We start from the raw sequence: 15,287 nt of genomic DNA, 5'->3' as shown, positions 1-15,287 counted from the left end.
CTGCGGGCTTCCGCTGCGGCTCGCGGCACTGCGAGAAGCTGCGGTCTCTGCGCTGACTGCGCGGTTTGTGTTCGACCGCAGCTTGGCAACACGGGGTTTCCCGTCGGTTGCCCGTTTGTGAACCCCGTGTTACTCAGCTTTCCTGATCTTCGCGCAGCCGCCGTGCGACGACGTGTGCGTCGAGGAGCGATCCGAGCCCCGCCCCCCGCACCCGCCGCACCACCTCGGCGTACGAGGTCCCCAACGCCTCCGCCGTCCGCCCGAGGTGCCAGTCGCAGTCCGCGAGCCGGTTCAGGAGGTACCCCTTCCGGATCTGGTTCTCGGAGAGCCGGAAGGTCTTCAGATAGGCCGCCCGCCCCTTCCGGTCGGTGATCACCTCGCCGATGTGCTGCTCCCGGCCGCCCCGCTCGAACGGCGGCAGGAACCGGTACAGATCGAACGCCCCCATCCGCTGCACCCGCTCGAAGGAGTACGAGGTCTCCAGGAGGTCCCGCGCCATCAGCCCGTCGTGCGCCGCCGCCCAGACCCGCTCCTGCTCCAGGGCCGCCGCCCGCAGATCCGCGAGGCCCCGGATGCCGCCGGCGCCGTCCCTGATCCGCGCCGTGAACTCGGGCACGGGGGCGCCGTAGTACGCGTACTGGTGGACCAGCTCCCCGTACAGGTCCTCCACCAGCGTCGGGTGCAGCCGCCGGTAGTCGTCCGGGTGCGGCACCACGAAGGCCGCGGCCAGCGCGTCGGCCACGTACAGGAGCAGCCCGCACTGCCCCGGATGCAGCTCGAAGATCCGCAGCGCCTCCCCGAGCCCGGGCACCGTCCACCCCGCGTACGCCGCCTCGGCCCGCGGCGAGAGCCCGCGCCGCAGCGCCTCCCGGGACCAGTCGTCCCACACCACGGTCGGTCCGCCGAAGTGCAGCGAGAGGTATCCCTCCAGGGCGAGGTGCAGCGGCAGGAACCGCAGCCGCCGCTCGGCGCGCCCGTCCTTGTCCCGCCGGCGCTTGGCCAGCCGGTGGAGCCGGCGGACGGGCACGGCCGCCGGCTCCCCTTCACCTCCGAGCCGCGTCCCGTACGCGGCGGCCTCCGCGCCCGCCCCCGTCCAGTCGGCGACGAAGCCGTGCGGGATGTACGAGGTGTACGTGGTCCGGTCGCCGAGCTCGACGGAGGCCGGACCCCACCCCTCGTACACCTCCCGGCGCAGCCGCAGTCCCGGCACCGGTTCGTCCCGCACGAGCGGCACGATCCGCACCCCGCCCCACACCTGCGCGGGCCGCACGCGCAGCCCGCCGAGATCGATCCGGGTCATCCCTCCGCCCCCTTCAGGAACAGCTCCACCCGCCGGTCCAGATAGGCCCGCAGCTCCGCGAAGCCCGTCCGCCCCTCCGCGAACTGGGCGATCTCCACCAGGGCCGCGAGATCCTCCGCGTCCCTGACCCCCGCCGTCGGCACGCTCGGCGCCAGTCGGCGCACGTCGAAGCCCTCCGCGTCGTATACGGGGTTCAGGTGCACCACGCTCGTCCGCCGCTCCGGGTCCAGTCGCGTGCGCCACACCCGCAGCACCTCGCCCGCGAGTCCCGGAGGGGCGTTGTCCCAGCCGTCGGAGACGATCACCAGACGCTCAGGACCGGTCTCCAGGGCGTCCAGGACGCGCAGGCCGAGCGGGGTCGGTCCGTGAGGGTGGACGAGCAGGGGATCGTCCCGGCCCGAGGTCCACAGCGGGGTGTACGCCCCCGGGGAGGCGAGGGCCTCCAGGAGGAAGTGGCAGCCGAGGGCCACGGCCAGCGGACGGCGTCGCTTCACCGCCGAGCCGGAGGAGGAGAAGCTGTCGTCGAGCACGGCCGCCACCCGGCCCCATGTCCCGGCGTACGGCCCCGCCGCGCGCCGGGCAGCCGCCCGCAGCGCGGCCGTCAGCTCGGCCCGCCGCTCCACCCGCTCGGCGAACGGGAGCGCGAGGACGTACAGGGCGAGCCGGGTCAGCGGCATGACCGACAGATCGGCGGCCCGGTCCGTGCGCAGCCGTTCGAGCCGGGTCATCCGGGGCGCGATCCGCTCCAGGAACACCGCGCGGGGTATCCCGTGCTTCGCGGCGAAGCCCTCCGCGACCGTGAACGGCAGCTCGTACAGCGCGCCCTGCTCGTAGTGGGCCCGCCGGTGCGCGTCGAGCGCGGCGTTCTCGTACCGGACCCGGCGGCCCGGCGCGAAGAGGAAGTCACCGGTCTCCGGGTCGGCCGGCCGCCCGTGGACGTGCCGGAGCGCGGCCTTGAGACCGGTCCGGTACTTCACCGCGTCCAGGGCCGGGTCGGGGCGGGCCGCGAGCCACGCGCGCACGATCGCGCGCGTGCGGCGGTTGTTGACCCCGGCGTCGCGCAGCGCGCCGAAGAGCCGGTAGACCCGCTGCGGCGGCATCAGCGCGAGGCGCGCGGCGATCAGCCGGCCCTCGCCCGGCTCCGCCTCCTTCGGGGTGCGGAGCAGGTGCTCGATGACGAGCGCGGCGTTGTGGTCGTTGATGTCGAGCGCGAGGGCGGCGGCGTACACGGGCCGGTAGTTGACCCGTACGTACTCGTGGAGGAAGGCGAGCGAGAAGCGCTGCTCGGCGGCCGAGGAGCGGAACTCGCGCTGGCCGGTGGCGGTCACGGCGGCGTTGACGAAGAGGAGCACGTCCTCGGCGGCGACGAGCTCGGACACGGCGCTTTCCCTTCCCTGCACGTGGATGCCGGCCGGGGAATGGGGGCGCGAACAGCGAAGACGTTGCTTCAGAGGCAGGTTCCGGAAGTCGCACCGGAGTCCCGCGGCCGGCGCAGGAACGCTAACACCGGGCCGGGGGAGGACCGCCAGCGGATTTCGGGCCGTCGCCGGTGGACGGGCGGCGTTCGTTGTCGGTGGCGCCCGGCAGACTGGGGGCATGGCGAAGCTCCTGGGTGTGAAGCCCCGTATCGGACTCCTCGGCACCGGCCCCTGGGCCGCCCGTACGCACGCGCCTGCCCTCGCCGGGCATCCGGGCGTCGAGTTCAGCGGGGTGTGGGGCAGACGCCCCGAGGCGGCCGCCGAGCTCGCCGCCGCGTCCGGCACGCGCGCGTACGAGGACCTGGATGCCCTCTTCGCCGCCAGCGACGCCGTCGCCCTGGCCCTGCCGCCGGACGTCCAGGCCCCGCTCGCCGTCCGGGCCGCGGCCGCCGGCTGTCATGTGCTGCTCGACAAGCCGGTCGCGACGACGGTGGCGCTCGCCCGTGAGGTGACCGAGGCGGTCGAGGCGGCCGGTGTCGCCTCGGTGGTCTTCTGCACCCTCCGGTTCGCGGAGCCGACGGCCCGCTGGATCGACGAGCAGACGGCGGCGGGCGGCTGGTTCCTCGGCGAGGCCCACTGGCTGGGCTCGCTCTACGGCCCCGGCTCCACCAGCGCGTACGCGGCCTCGCCCTGGCGGCGGGAGAAGGGCGGCCTGTGGGACGTCGGCCCGCATGTCCTCTCCGTCCTCCTGCCGGTCCTCGGCGACGTCACCGACGTCACCGCAGTCCCGGGTCCCGACGACACCCACCACCTCGTGCTGCGCCACGCCTCGGGCGCGAGCAGCACGGCCACGCTCACGCTGAGCGCGCCTCCGGAGGCGGCGGAGGCGGCCCTCGCCCTGTACGGCACCGGGGGCCGCGCCGAACTGCCCCGCTGGAATGGCGCGGTGGGGGCGTTCGCCACCGCCGTCGACGCCCTCGTCACCGCGGCCCGGACCGGCGAACCCCACGCCTGCGACGCCCGCTTCGGCCTGCGCCTCACGGAGATCCTGACGGAGGCGGAGGCCCGTGCGGCCCGCGGCTGACGACCCCGGGGTGCAGGGGCCACGGTCTCGCCGCCCGCCTGATCGCGTCCGTCGAGACCTGGGCGCACGACACCGGAGCGGGGGCGATCCGGCTCTCCGTGCCGGCGGCCGACGCCCCGGCGATCGCGCTGTACGAGCGCCTCGGGTACGCGCCGGACGGCCGCGCGGGTCAGGAACGGGTCATGACGAAGCGTCTGCCGCCCGCGAGCTGAGCGTCTCCGCCAGCGCCCCGCACAAGGCGTCGAGGGCCGCCCCGTACAGCCGTTCCGGCGGGGTCGCGTAGCCGACGACCAGGCCGTCCGGGTGGGCGGGGCCGTGGGCGTCGGGGTGGCGGTAGGAGGCGAGGCCCTCCGTGGCGACCCCGTGCCGGGCGGCCGCGGCGAGCGCCGCCCGTTCCGTGCCCGGGGGCAGTTCCAGGACGGCGTGCAGACCGGCGGCGATGCCCGTCACCCGTACCTCCGGCACCCGTTCGGCGAGTGCGGCGGCCAGCCGGTCGCGCCGCTCCCGGTGGCGGCGGCGCATGCCCCGGACGTGCCGGTCGTACGCGCCGGAGCCGAGGAAGTCGGCGAGGGTGAGCTGGTCCAGGGCGGAGGCGTACGGCTCGCGTTCGCCCTTCGCGGCGGCGACGGCGTCCACGAGCGCCGCCGGCAGGCACATCCAGCCGAGCCGCAGCGCGGGGGAGAGGCTCTTGCTGACGGAGCCGAGGAGGACGGTCCGTTCGGGGTCGAGGCCCTGGACGGCGCCGACGGGACGCCGGTCGTACCGGAACTCCCCGTCGTAGTCGTCCTCCACGACGAGCCCGCCGGAGCGCCGCGCCCACTCCAGGACGGCGGTCCGGCGCTCGGGGTGCAGCGGCCCGCCGGTGGGGAACTGGTGGGCGGGCGTGAGCAGCACGGCGCCTGCCCCGGGCGGGATCTCCCCGGTCCTGGCCCCGTCGCCGTCGACCGCCACGGGCACGGTACGGACGCCTGCCTCGCCGAGGAGGCCCCGGTGGAAGGGGAGCCCGTACGCCTCGACGGCCCAGGGGCGTTCCGTGCCGAGCGCCCGGGCGAGCAGCCGCAGGGCGTGGGCGGCGCCGGAGCAGACGACGATCCGGTCGGGGCCGGTGCGCACGCCCCTGACGCGGGCGAGGTACTCGGCGAGGGCCCGGCGCAGTTCGACGCGGCCGTGCGGGTCGCGGGTCCCGAAGGCCTCGTGCGGCGCGTCGGTCAGGGCCCGCCGGGCCGCCGCCAGCCAGGGGCCGCGCGGGAAGGAGCCGGGGTCGGGTCTGCCCTGGACGAGGTCGTACGGGAGCGGTGGCGGCGCGGCCGGGCGTACGGGCCCGGGGGCGGGCGCGGCGACCCGGTCGGCGACGCGGGTGCCGGAGCCCTGGCGGGAGGTGAGCCAGCCTTCGGCGACCAGCTCGGCGTACGCGTCGGCGACGGTGTTGCGGGCGATCCCGAGGTCGGCGGCGAGCGAGCGGTAGGGCGGCAGCCGGGTGCCGGGGGCGAGCCGCCCCTCGCGCACGGCCTCGCGCAGGGCCCGGATGAGCGCGGCCCGGCGGCTGCCGCCGGCCCCGAGGTCGAGATGCAGATCGTTCCCGAGCGCGCCGGTGCCGCTCACCGCTCCTCGCCGTCGTCCATGAGGTCCCGTACCCCGGTCAGGAACCGCCGTACGGCCCCGGTCTCGTCCTCGGTGAAGCCGCCGAGCAGCGCGACCGTCCCGTCGATGAGCGGTCCGAAGTGCGCGCGGCCCAGTTCCTTCGCGCGGTCCTCCACGGTCAGCAGGACGCGGCGCCGGTCCCGGGCGTCGCGGGCCCGGGCGACGTGGCCGAGCCGTTCGAGCCGGTCGACGACGGCGGTCGTGCCGGCCGAGTTGAGTCCGAGGCGCTCGCCGAGCCATCCGGCGGTGGCGTCCGTGCCGGCGCGCTCGGCGTCGAGGAGGCAGATCAGGGCCCGTACGTCCGTCGGGTGCATGCCGTTGCGGGCGGCGAACTCGTTCTGGCGCAGGCCGTATTCGACGGTGACCTCGCGCAGCAGATGAAAGATCTGCATCTCCGGTGACGCAGCCACGACATCCTCCTATGATCCAGATATCTCGCTGAGCGAGATGGTCGCCGAACGAGATTATTGCCGAACGAGAGGACACGTGTGATGCCGCAGGCCGAGACCACCGTCGGCACCTTCGCCAGGGCCTACGAGGACGTCCTCGCCACGTGGCCCCGTCCCACCACCACCTCGGAACTCCGCACACCCCACGGCACCACCCACGTCCTCCACCACGGCCCCGAGGACGGCCGGCCGCTCCTCCTCCTGCCCGGCGGCGGGGCCACCGCCTGCTCCTGGCGGACGGCGGCGGCCGCGCTCGGCGCGACGCACCGGGTCCACGCCGTGGACCTCGTCGGCGGACCGGGCCGCAGCCGGGCGGACGGCCGCCCGATCCGTACCGCCGCCGACCTCACGGCCTGGCTCGACGCCGTGCTCGACGGCCTGGGGCTGACGTCGGCGTCGTTCTGCGGCCACTCGTACGGCGGGTGGATCGCGCTCCGGTACGCCCTGGCGGCACCCGACCGGACCGACCGCCTCGCCCTCCTCGACCCGACCGGCTGCTTCGCCGGCTTCCGCCCCGGCTACCTCCTGCGCGCGCTGCCCCTGCTGCTGCGTCCGACGGCCGCGCGGGCGGAGGCCCTGCTCGCCTGGGAGACCGGCGGGGCGGAGCAGGACCCGGGGGTGCGGCGCCTGGACGCCCTGGCGGCGGAGCTGCCCCGGCACCGCCCGGTCACCGGCCCCCGCCCGACCCGCGCCGAACTGGCCGCCCTGCGGCCCCCGACGCTGCTGCTCACGGCCGGGCGGAGCCGGGTGCACGACGCGGCCCGGATCGCGGAGCGGGCCCGGGCGGCGATCCCCGGGATCGTGACGGAGACCCTGCCGACGGCGACCCACCACACGCTCCCGGCGGACCTGCCGCCGTCCGCGCTGTCGGCGCTCAGGGCCTTCCTGTCGGTCTGAGCCCAACGGAACGGGGGCTCAGCGGGACGGCGGCTCAGCGGAACAAGGCGTCCCCCTCTCAGCGGGACAAGGCGTCCCGCACGGCCTCCTCGGTCCGGCCGACGACGGCCGTGCCGTCCTCGGCCGTGATGATGGGCCGCTGGATCAGCTTGGGGTGCGCGGAGAGCGCCTCGATCCACCGCTCCCGGTTCGCCTCGTCCCGGGGCCACTCCTTCACCCCGAGCTCCTTGGCGACGGCCTCCCCGGTCCGCGTGATGTCCCAGGGCTCCAGGCCGAGCCGCTTGAGGACAGCGCGGATCTCCTCCGGCGACGGCACGTCCTCCAGGTAGCGGCGCACGGTGTAGTCGGCGCCCTCCGCGTCGAGCAGGGTGAGGGCGCTGCGGCACTTGGAACAGGCGGGATTGATCCAGATCTCCATGCCCCACACGGTACCCGTACCGGCACCCCCCAAGCCCCCCTCCAGCACCCCCCAAACCCCATCTGGCCAGGGGCGATTGTCAGTGGGGGTCTCTAAAATAGGGGGTGAAGGTGAGGGTCCCGGGGAGGGCCCCCACCCCACCGTTCGCCAGGAGGTAGCCCATGGCTCTCGCCGTGATCCGGACGCCGTCCCTCGAACCCTGGAAGCCGCTCCAGAAGAAGCCGCTCCCCGCGGGCCGCCCCCGCGAGTGGTACGTGTCGCACAACCGCCGACTGAAGGCCATGCGCCTCGCGATCGCCCTCCTCGACGCCGGCGTCTACGTCCCGTCGAAGGCGACGAACGCGACGATACGCACGACGGCCGAGACCATCGGCATCCACCCGCCCTCGGACACCACCTGCCGCATGGTGCGGGCACTCATCCGCTACGGCCGCTGACATCCGAGGGGCGCTGCCCGGCCGGAGCCGGGCAGCGCCGTCGTCGGATCCCGTCCGCTACCAGGCCACCGGCAGTCGTTCGGGGAGCCGCTTCATGAAGTTGGTGCGCCACACCAGCTGTTCGACCGGCACCGCGAGCCGCAACCCCGGCAGCCGGTCGAGGAGCGTCTCCAGGGCGATCTCGGCGTGCCGCTTGCCGAGCGCCGTCGCCGGGCAGTAGTGCGATCCGCCGCCGAAGGAGAGGTGGTCGGAGGCGTTCTCGCGGTCCGGCCGGAAGGCCAGCGGGTCCGGGAAGTGCTCCGGATCGTGGTTCGCGGCCTCCACGAGCACCAGGACGAGCTCACCGGCCCGCACCAGCGTGTCCCCGAGCCGTACGTCCTCCAGGGCGAGCCGCGGCAGTCCGTCCCCGATGGACAGGTTGACCCGCAGCAGTTCGTCCATCGCCCCCGCGACCCGGCCACCGCCACCGGTCAGCGCCTCCCGCACATCGGGCCTGGTCAGTACCGACACCAGCGCCATCGTCAGGAAACCGGCGGTGGAGATCACCCCCGCGCCGAACAGCGTCACGCCGACCGTCGCCAGCATCTCGTCCGTCAGATGCGCGTAGTCGGGATCCTCGCGCAGCGCCGCGAGCTCCGCGACCAGCCCGCCCGTCGCCGGATCGTCCAGGCGCTCGGTCATGTAGGCGATGTCCCGGTCCCAGTTGAGCCCGGCCGCCTCGATCGCGCGCGGTGCGTTCATGAAGGCCACGTCCAGGCTGCGCAGCAGCCGGGGCCCGTCCTCCTCCGGGATGCCCAGCATCCGGCAGTGCAGCCCCGCCGAGTACGGATCGGCGTAGGCGCCCCGCAGCTCACCGGGCGCCCCCTCGGCGACCAGCGCGTCCACCAGGGCCCCGGCCCGCGTCCGCAGCCACTCCTCCAGGCCGGGTGCCTTCGGGTTGATCGCCTTCATGACGGCCTTGCGCAGCCCGGCGCCGGTGATGTTGCCCATGTTGTTCACCACGTGCGGCGGGATCGTCAGCGCGTACTGGCGCGGCGCTCCCGGGGCCGAGGTGTCCTTCAGGCTGAACCTCGGGTCCTCCAGGACCTGCCGGCACAGCTCGTACGAGGAGACCAGCCAGGCCTCGGCCCCGGCGATCGTGCGGACCCTGCGGACCGGTTCGGCGCGCAGCGCGTCGATCTCGGCGGGCAGCCGGGTCCCGTCCCAGTCGAAGGGGAAGGCGGGCGGTTCGTTCGTCGTGACCGTGGTCATCGCGCGTCTCCTTCGACAGGCGTGAGGATGCCGTGCCCCTGGTTGCGGGAGGCACGCAGCCCGGTACCCCGGGCGTAGAGCAGATCGGCGAGGGGCAGGGCCTGGTGGTAGCAGTTGAGCGAGGACGGCACCCCGAGGATCGCGGGGGTGTCCAGGAACAGCGGCACCTCGGCGCTGATGTACGCCCGGCACACGTCCTTCTGGAGCGCGCTCGCCTCCTGCCCCGGCGTCAGCTTCCCCGCCAGGAAGATCCCGGTGAGCGCGTCGCAGGTCTCCCGCACCACGGGATCCCCGTCGACGGCCGCCACGACCTGGCGGTGCAGCTCCTGGTACGCGGGCAGGGCCTGGAACTCCGACATCCCGCGGGCCCGCACCCGTGTCCCCGTGGGGTCGGCCTCGGCCACGGCCGCCCCGACCTTGGCCCGGACCCCCCGCAGGTTCTTCACGGCCTTCCGCCGCGCCTCGTCGACCCCGTACCCCAGCGCCTCGTACATGTTCGCGACATGCAGATCGGTGTAGACGAGATCGACCTGATCGAAATGGTCCAAGCCCCAGCGCGTCAGCTCGCGCAGCCGCTGGGCGGTGAAATAACTGTTCCCCGGTGAGACGCCGATGACCACGTGCGCGCCCTCGTCGGCGATGACGCGGCAGTGATCGGTGTACGGCTGGAGTCTGAGCGTCTCTGCAGGGGCGAAAGCCGCCTGAGTCACGTAGGCAGTCCTCATCGCGCCAGCTAGTCCCGGCGGAGCCCTGTGCTCCGGGTGTGGCGGCAGCGACGACGACACGCTATCGACCGGTCGCGGAGCGTGAACCCCTTACTCGCAGGTACGGAGGGGAGTTCGTCAGCTGTTCACACTTCCGTGATCTTGGCCGGAAAACGGCGAGGCCCGCCGCCCCCTCCAAAGGGGGCGACGGGCCTCGTCAGGGTGCAGCCTCGGCTTAGAGGTCGAAGTAGAGCTCGAACTCGTGCGGGTGCGGGCGGAGCTGGATCGGCGCGATCTCGTGGGTGCGCTTGTAGTCGATCCAGGTCTCGATCAGGTCGGAGGTGAAGACGCCGCCGGCCTGGAGGTACTCGTTGTCGTCCTCGAGCGCGTTGAGGACGGCCTCCAGGTTGGTCGGGACCTGCTGGACGTTCGCGTGCTCCTCGGGAGCCAGCTCGTACAGGTCCTTGTCGATCGGCTCGGCCGGCTCGATCTTGTTCTTGATGCCGTCGAGGCCCGCGAGGAGCAGCGCCGAGAAGGCGAGGTACGGGTTCGAGGACGGGTCCGGCGCGCGGAACTCGACGCGCTTGGCCTTCGGGTTCGAGCCCGTGATCGGGATGCGCATGGCGGCGGAGCGGTTGCGCTGCGAGTACACCATGTTGACCGGGGCCTCGAAGCCCGGGACCAGGCGGTGGTACGAGTTCACCGTCGGGTTGGTGAAGGCGAGCAGCGACGGGGCGTGCTTGAGGATGCCGCCGATGTAGTAGCGGGCGGTGTCCGAGAGGCCGGCGTAGCCCGTCTCGTCGTAGAACAGCGGGTCGCCGTTCGCCCACAGCGACTGGTGGACGTGCATGCCCGAGCCGTTGTCGCCGAAGATCGGCTTCGGCATGAAGGTCGCGGTCTTGTTGTTGCGCCAGGCGACGTTCTTCACGATGTACTTGAAGAGCATCAGGTCGTCGGCCGCCGCGAGCAGCGTGTTGAACTTGTAGTTGATCTCGGCCTGGCCGGCGGTGCCGACCTCGTGGTGCTGGCGCTCGACCTGGAGGCCGACGTTCTCCAGCTCCAGGGAGATCTCGGAGCGCAGGTCGGCGAAGTGGTCGACCGGCGGGGCCGGGAAGTAGCCGCCCTTGTAGCGGACCTTGTAGCCGCGGTTGTTCTCCTCCGCACCGGTGTTCCAGGCGCCGGCCTCGGAGTCGATGTGGTAGAAGCCCTGGTTCGCGGAGGTCTCGAACCGCACCGAGTCGAAGACGTAGAACTCGGCCTCGGGGCCGAAGTAGGCGGTGTCGGCGATGCCGGTGGAGGCGAGGTACGCCTCGGCCTTCTTCGCGATGTTCCGCGGGTCACGGCTGTACTGCTCGCCCGTGATCGGGTCGTGGATGAAGAAGTTGATGTTCAGCGTCTTGTCGCGGCGGAAGGGGTCCACGCGGGCCGTCGACAGGTCGGCGCGGAGCGCCATGTCGGACTCGTGGATGGCCTGGAAACCGCGGATCGACGAGCCGTCGAACGCGAGCTCCTCGGACGGGTCGAAGGCCGTCGCCGGGATCGTGAAGTGCTGCATCACACCCGGAAGGTCGCAGAACCGGACGTCGACCATCTTGACGTCGTTGTCCTTGATGAACTTCTGGACCTCGTCGGCGTTCTGGAACCCGTTGGTCTGGGACATCCCACTCCTCCTACTCCCGGCCCGGGGAGGGGCGGGGTTTGCAGCGGTCGTGCGGCCAGTGCGGTGGCACACGCTGGACCCGACCATAGGCAGCCGGGATTTCTCAAGCATGACCCATTTGTTTCGTCGAAGTTAACCGGGCTGGGTGCTCCCCGGCCGCACCGGGGCCGTACGCACACCCGGGCCGAAGTGATCAAAAACGGGCACAGTACCGTGGTCGGGTGGACAACAGGCAAGCACTCGGATCTTGGCTCTCCGGCCCCCGCGCGGCGGCCGAGGACGCAGGCGTCGACTTCGGCTACCGCGGTCAGCAGCTCGGGCTGCCCGAGGAAGGCCCCGGCTCGATCGCCCGCCCCGGGCGGCGCCTCGGCGCCCTCGCCCTCGACTGGGCCCTCTGCATCCTGATCGCATACGGCTTGATCACCGACGGCTACAACCAGGCGACGGGCAACTGGGCCCTGGTCATCCTGTTCGTACTGAGCGTCCTGACGGTCGGCACCGTCGGCTCGACGCCCGGCAAGCGGCTCTTCGGCCTGCGCGTCGTCTCCGCGAACGGCGGGCGCCTCGGCCTGTTCCGGGTGGCGCTGCGCTCCCTGCTCGTCTGCCTGGCGATCCCGGCCCTCATCTGGGACCGTGACGGCCGCGGCCTCCACGACCGCCTCTCCGGCGCCGTCCAGGTCCGCATCTGAACCGGTGAGACGAGAAAGGCCCCGGACCGCGAGGTCCGGGGCCTTTCTCGTCAGGTCGGGGGTCAGCGCGTCTTTCCGCCGCGCGGCATCCGCATGCCCTTGGGCATCGGGCCCTTCGGCAGCGGCATGTTGCTCATCAGGTCGCCCATCGCCCGCAGCCGGTCGTTGGCCGCGGTCACCTGCGGGCCGGTGAGCACGCGGGGCATCTTGAGCATGGTCGTACGGATCTTCTTCAGGGGCACCTGGCCCTCGCCGTCGCCGACGATGAGGTCGTGCACCGGCACGTCCACCACGACGCGGCTCATCCGCTTCTTCTCGGCCGCGAGCAGGGTCTTGACCCGGTTCGGGTTGCCCTCGGCCACCAGCACGATGCCGGCCCGGCCGACCGCGCGGTGCACGACGTCCTGGCTGCGGTTCATCGCGACCGCGGGGGTCGTCGTCCAGCCGCGCCCGACGTTCTGCAGCACCGCCGCGGCCGCGCCCGGCTGGCCCTCCATCTGCCCGAAGGCCGCGCGCTCGGCACGCCGTCCGAAGACGATGGCCGCCGCCAGGAGCCCCAGGACGAAGCCCAGGATGCCCAGGTAGACCGGATGACCGATGAGGAAGCCGATCCCGAGGAGGACACCGAGTACGACGATGCCCACGCCCGCGACGACCAGACCGACCTTCGGGTCCGCCTTCCGGGTCATCTGGTACGTGAGGGCGATCTGCTTCAGTCGCCCGGGGTTCGCAGCGTCAGCGCTGCCCGTGTTTGCACTCCTCGCCATGTCCTGAAGTTTACGTGGCCCGGGAAGCCCGGCCCGACGCGACCTCCATCACGTGCTGGGCCTCCACCCGGTCCTTCGCGCGGCGGCGGTCCTCCAGGACGGAGTTCCAGGCGTTGCGCCGTGCGGTGCGCTGTCCTGCGCCCAGGAGCAGGGCCTCGACGGCCTTCAGGGCGTCGGTGACGGACGGGATCGCGGTGACGCGGACGTGCGTCGATGCGGCCGGCATGCGGGTCCTCCCTCGATTGCGGGTGAGACGAGGTGGGGGGTGTGAGCGGGTGGTGGCGGTGAGTGAAACCAGACTCACAGATCGGTGTTACCAGGGCGTGACCCGGTGGTCAAACACTGATGAAACGTTGATGCGGCCGGTCGGGCGAGCGGACCGACGACAGTGCGGCCCGTCCGCCCCGCTGAGCTGCGGGGTCGTACGGACCGCACCGGATCCGGCCACTACCGGCCGGTAACTACTTGTGCGCCGATTCACACGGCGGGGGCGAGGCTCAGACGGCCTGCGTGGCGTTGTCGACCGCGCCGCGCTTCTCGATCGCCTGCTGGTACAGCCGGCCCGCGCGGTACGAGGAACGGACCAGCGGGCCCGACATCACACCGGAGAAACCGATCTCGTCGGCCTCCTCCTTCAGCTCCACGAACTCCTGCGGCTTCACCCAGCGCTCCACGGGGTGGTGCCGGACCGAGGGGCGCAGGTACTGCGTGATCGTGATGAGCTCGCAGCCCGCGTCGTGCAGCTGCTGCAGCGCCTCGCTGATCTCCTCACGGGTCTCGCCCATGCCGAGGATCAGGTTCGACTTCGTGACCAGACCGTAGTCGCGGGCCTGGGTGATGACGTCCAGGGAGCGCTCGTAGCGGAAGCCCGGACGGATCCGCTTGAAGATCCGCGGGACGGTCTCGACGTTGTGCGCGAAGACCTCGGGACGGGAGTCGAAGACCTCCTTGAGGAGCTCCGGCACCGCGTTGAAGTCGGGGGCGAGCAGCTCGACCTTGGTCCGGCCGTCGGCGCGGTCCGCGGTCTGCTGGTGGATCTGGCGCACGGTCTCCGCGTACAGCCAGGCGCCGCCGTCCTCCAGGTCGTCGCGCGCGACGCCCGTGATGGTGGCGTAGTTCAGGTCCATCGTGACGACCGACTCGCCCACGCGGCGCGGCTCGTCACGGTCGAGGGCCTCGGGCTTGCCCGTGTCGATCTGGCAGAAGTCGCAGCGCCGGGTGCACTGGTCACCGCCGATGAGGAAGGTCGCCTCGCGGTCCTCCCAGCACTCGAAGATGTTGGGACAGCCCGCCTCCTGGCAGACCGTGTGCAGGCCCTCGCTCTTCACGAGGCCCTGCATCTTCGTGTACTCGGGCCCCATCTTCGCGCGGGTCTTGATCCACTCGGGCTTGCGCTCGATGGGGGTCTGGGCGTTCCGGACCTCCAGGCGCAGCATCTTGCGTCCGTCGGGTGCGACTGCGGACACATCGGCTCCTGTAGCTTCGATTCTTCGGCGCACACCAGGGTACGCCCGTTGCTTCCATGCCTTGCCTACGTCTGGCCAACCTCTGGCCAGAGCCGGGCATTCCTCAGGCCGAGGCGGGCTCCGGGGCCCGCTCCTCCGCGCGCTCGTCCGTGCCCGCGCTCGCGCGCTCGACGGTCCGCGGCTTCAGCTCCGCGTGCTCCAGGACGTCCCGCAGGTGCTTCTCCACGACCGGGAGCACCTCCTCGATGGTGACGTCCCGGCCGAGCTCGTCGGCCAGCGAGGCCACGCCGGCGTCCCGGATGCCGCACGGGATGATCTTGTCGAACCAGGTGTTGTCCGGGTTCACGTTGAGGGCGAAGCCGTGCATCGTGACGCCCTTGGCGACCCGGATGCCGATGGCGGCGAGCTTCCGGTCCTCGCGGCGCTGGCCGGCGTTGGACGGGGCGTACTCGGGGCCGTTCAGGCGCGGGTCGAACTCCTCGTCGGTCAGACGCGGGTCGAAGTCGAGGGAGAGCCCGCCGAGGGAGGGCCGCTGCTCGACGGGGTCGCCCAGGACCCACACCCCGCTGCGTCCCTCGATCCGCGTCGTCTCCACGCCGAACTCGGCGGCCGTACGGATCAGGGCCTCCTCCAGGCGGCGCACATGCGCGACGACGTCCACCGGGCGGGGCAGCTTCATGATCGGGTAGCCCACCAGCTGGCCGGGGCCGTGCCAGGTGATCTTGCCGCCGCGGTCCACGTCCACCACCGGCGTCCCGTCCAGCGGCCGCTCGCTCTCCTGAGTGCGCCGTCCGGCCGTGTAGACCGGCGGGTGCTCGACGAGCAGACAGGTGTCGTCGATCTCGTCGGCGAACCGCGCGGCGTGCACGTCGCGCTGCTTGTCCCAGGCCACCCGGTACTCGACGGCTTCCTCGCCGAACCCAAGGCGGACGAATCGCAGCTCACTCACGGCCATGCCTCCTCCTGGGTGCCGGTTCCGGGGACCGGGGATCATCCCGGGCCGGCGCGGCACCATGCGTCATTCGCGCCCATGCCACTGTACGGCGGCGCCGGGGACACCCCTCCGGCAGGTGGACGGGGGCGCCTACGTCAGCGGTGCCGTCAAT

Annotated in this window: 17 protein-coding genes; 5 read left to right on the top strand and 12 right to left on the bottom strand. The window is 72.6% G+C overall.

Translation table 11 applies throughout. The features are described from left to right. Positions 1-133: 133 nt before the first annotated feature. Both AB5J54_RS11730 and AB5J54_RS11725 read right to left on the bottom strand, forming a co-directional pair. A complete protein-coding gene (locus AB5J54_RS11730; protein ID WP_369143862.1) occupies positions 134-1,300 on the bottom strand; it encodes a hypothetical protein in 1,167 nt (388 codons plus the stop codon). Beyond that, positions 1,297-2,679: a hypothetical protein gene (locus tag AB5J54_RS11725; protein ID WP_369143861.1), complete on the bottom strand. Its 1,383-nt coding sequence runs from the start codon at positions 2,677-2,679 to the stop codon at positions 1,297-1,299. The genes AB5J54_RS11730 and AB5J54_RS11725 overlap by 4 nt, the downstream gene beginning before the upstream one ends. A 217-nt stretch (positions 2,680-2,896) precedes the next feature. Here AB5J54_RS11725 and AB5J54_RS11720 point away from each other — a divergent pair, with 217 nt between their 5' ends. After that, positions 2,897-3,802, top strand: a complete 906-nt coding sequence (locus tag AB5J54_RS11720) for a Gfo/Idh/MocA family protein (protein ID WP_369143860.1) — start codon at positions 2,897-2,899, stop codon at positions 3,800-3,802. Beyond that, positions 3,730-4,014 carry a GNAT family N-acetyltransferase gene (locus tag AB5J54_RS11715; protein ID WP_369149295.1) on the top strand — a complete coding sequence of 95 codons (285 nt, stop codon included), beginning with the start codon at positions 3,730-3,732 and terminating at the stop codon, positions 4,012-4,014. The genes AB5J54_RS11720 and AB5J54_RS11715 overlap by 73 nt, the downstream gene beginning before the upstream one ends. Here the strand turns inward: AB5J54_RS11715 and AB5J54_RS11710 are convergent. Further along, positions 3,983-5,404, bottom strand: a complete 1,422-nt coding sequence (locus tag AB5J54_RS11710) for a PLP-dependent aminotransferase family protein (RefSeq protein ID WP_369143859.1) — start codon at positions 5,402-5,404, stop codon at positions 3,983-3,985. The two genes, AB5J54_RS11715 and AB5J54_RS11710, sit on opposite strands and share 32 nt — an antisense overlap. Then, positions 5,401-5,835 (bottom strand): MarR family transcriptional regulator, encoded by a 435-nt coding sequence (locus AB5J54_RS11705; protein ID WP_369149294.1) that lies wholly within the window; start codon positions 5,833-5,835, stop codon positions 5,401-5,403. The genes AB5J54_RS11710 and AB5J54_RS11705 overlap by 4 nt, the downstream gene beginning before the upstream one ends. Before the next feature lie 99 nt (positions 5,836-5,934). Here AB5J54_RS11705 and AB5J54_RS11700 point away from each other — a divergent pair, with 99 nt between their 5' ends. Beyond that, entirely contained in the window at positions 5,935-6,789 is an 855-nt protein-coding gene (locus AB5J54_RS11700) for an alpha/beta fold hydrolase (RefSeq protein ID WP_369143858.1), read from the top strand. A 58-nt stretch (positions 6,790-6,847) separates the two neighbouring features. Here the strand turns inward: AB5J54_RS11700 and AB5J54_RS11695 are convergent, their stop codons facing one another. After that, on the bottom strand, positions 6,848-7,207 hold the full coding sequence (locus AB5J54_RS11695) for an arsenate reductase family protein (RefSeq protein ID WP_369143857.1): 360 nt from the start codon (positions 7,205-7,207) through the stop codon (positions 6,848-6,850). A 161-nt stretch (positions 7,208-7,368) separates the two neighbouring features. Here AB5J54_RS11695 and AB5J54_RS11690 point away from each other — a divergent pair, with 161 nt between their 5' ends. Beyond that, positions 7,369-7,644 (top strand): hypothetical protein, encoded by a 276-nt coding sequence (locus AB5J54_RS11690; protein WP_369143856.1) that lies wholly within the window; start codon positions 7,369-7,371, stop codon positions 7,642-7,644. Between the two features lie 57 nt (positions 7,645-7,701). Here the strand turns inward: AB5J54_RS11690 and AB5J54_RS11685 are convergent, their stop codons facing one another. The 3 genes from AB5J54_RS11685 to glnA form a co-directional block, all read right to left on the bottom strand. Next, positions 7,702-8,895 (bottom strand): cytochrome P450, encoded by a 1,194-nt coding sequence (locus tag AB5J54_RS11685; RefSeq protein ID WP_369143855.1) that lies wholly within the window; start codon positions 8,893-8,895, stop codon positions 7,702-7,704. Then, positions 8,892-9,605, bottom strand: coding sequence for a tRNA-dependent cyclodipeptide synthase (locus tag AB5J54_RS11680; RefSeq protein ID WP_369143854.1), 714 nt, complete (start codon positions 9,603-9,605; stop codon positions 8,892-8,894). Before AB5J54_RS11680 ends, AB5J54_RS11685 begins: the two co-directional genes overlap by 4 nt. 229 nt (positions 9,606-9,834) lie before the next feature. Further along, the gene (glnA, locus tag AB5J54_RS11675; RefSeq protein WP_369143853.1) at positions 9,835-11,259 is read right to left on the bottom strand and encodes a type I glutamate--ammonia ligase; all 1,425 of its coding nucleotides are present in this window, start codon (positions 11,257-11,259) and stop codon (positions 9,835-9,837) included. A gap of 221 nt (positions 11,260-11,480) precedes the next feature. Between glnA and AB5J54_RS11670 the strand changes: the two genes are divergently transcribed. Next, entirely contained in the window at positions 11,481-11,948 is a 468-nt protein-coding gene (locus AB5J54_RS11670; RefSeq protein ID WP_369143852.1) for an RDD family protein, read from the top strand. 62 nt (positions 11,949-12,010) lie between these two features. Here the strand turns inward: AB5J54_RS11670 and AB5J54_RS11665 are convergent, their stop codons facing one another. From AB5J54_RS11665 to lipB, 4 genes are all read right to left on the bottom strand, one after another. Further along, on the bottom strand, positions 12,011-12,715 hold the full coding sequence (locus AB5J54_RS11665; protein WP_369143851.1) for a DUF4191 domain-containing protein: 705 nt from the start codon (positions 12,713-12,715) through the stop codon (positions 12,011-12,013). Between the two features lie 10 nt (positions 12,716-12,725). After that, complete coding sequence (locus AB5J54_RS11660) at positions 12,726-12,941, bottom strand: hypothetical protein (RefSeq protein ID WP_041128875.1); 216 nt, start codon at positions 12,939-12,941, stop codon at positions 12,726-12,728. Positions 12,942-13,212: 271 nt separating this feature from the next. Further along, positions 13,213-14,181 carry a lipoyl synthase gene (lipA, locus tag AB5J54_RS11655; RefSeq protein ID WP_041128874.1) on the bottom strand — a complete coding sequence of 323 codons (969 nt, stop codon included), beginning with the start codon at positions 14,179-14,181 and terminating at the stop codon, positions 13,213-13,215. Between the two features lie 103 nt (positions 14,182-14,284). Beyond that, the gene (lipB, locus tag AB5J54_RS11650) at positions 14,285-15,130 is read right to left on the bottom strand and encodes a lipoyl(octanoyl) transferase LipB (RefSeq protein ID WP_369143850.1); all 846 of its coding nucleotides are present in this window, start codon (positions 15,128-15,130) and stop codon (positions 14,285-14,287) included. Positions 15,131-15,287 lie beyond the last annotated feature (157 nt).

This window comes from Streptomyces sp. R44 (assembly GCF_041053105.1).
Lineage (GTDB): Bacteria > Actinomycetota > Actinomycetes > Streptomycetales > Streptomycetaceae > Streptomyces.
The sequence above is the reverse complement of the archived record's forward strand: the minus strand, read 5'-3'. Positions and strand labels throughout refer to the sequence as shown.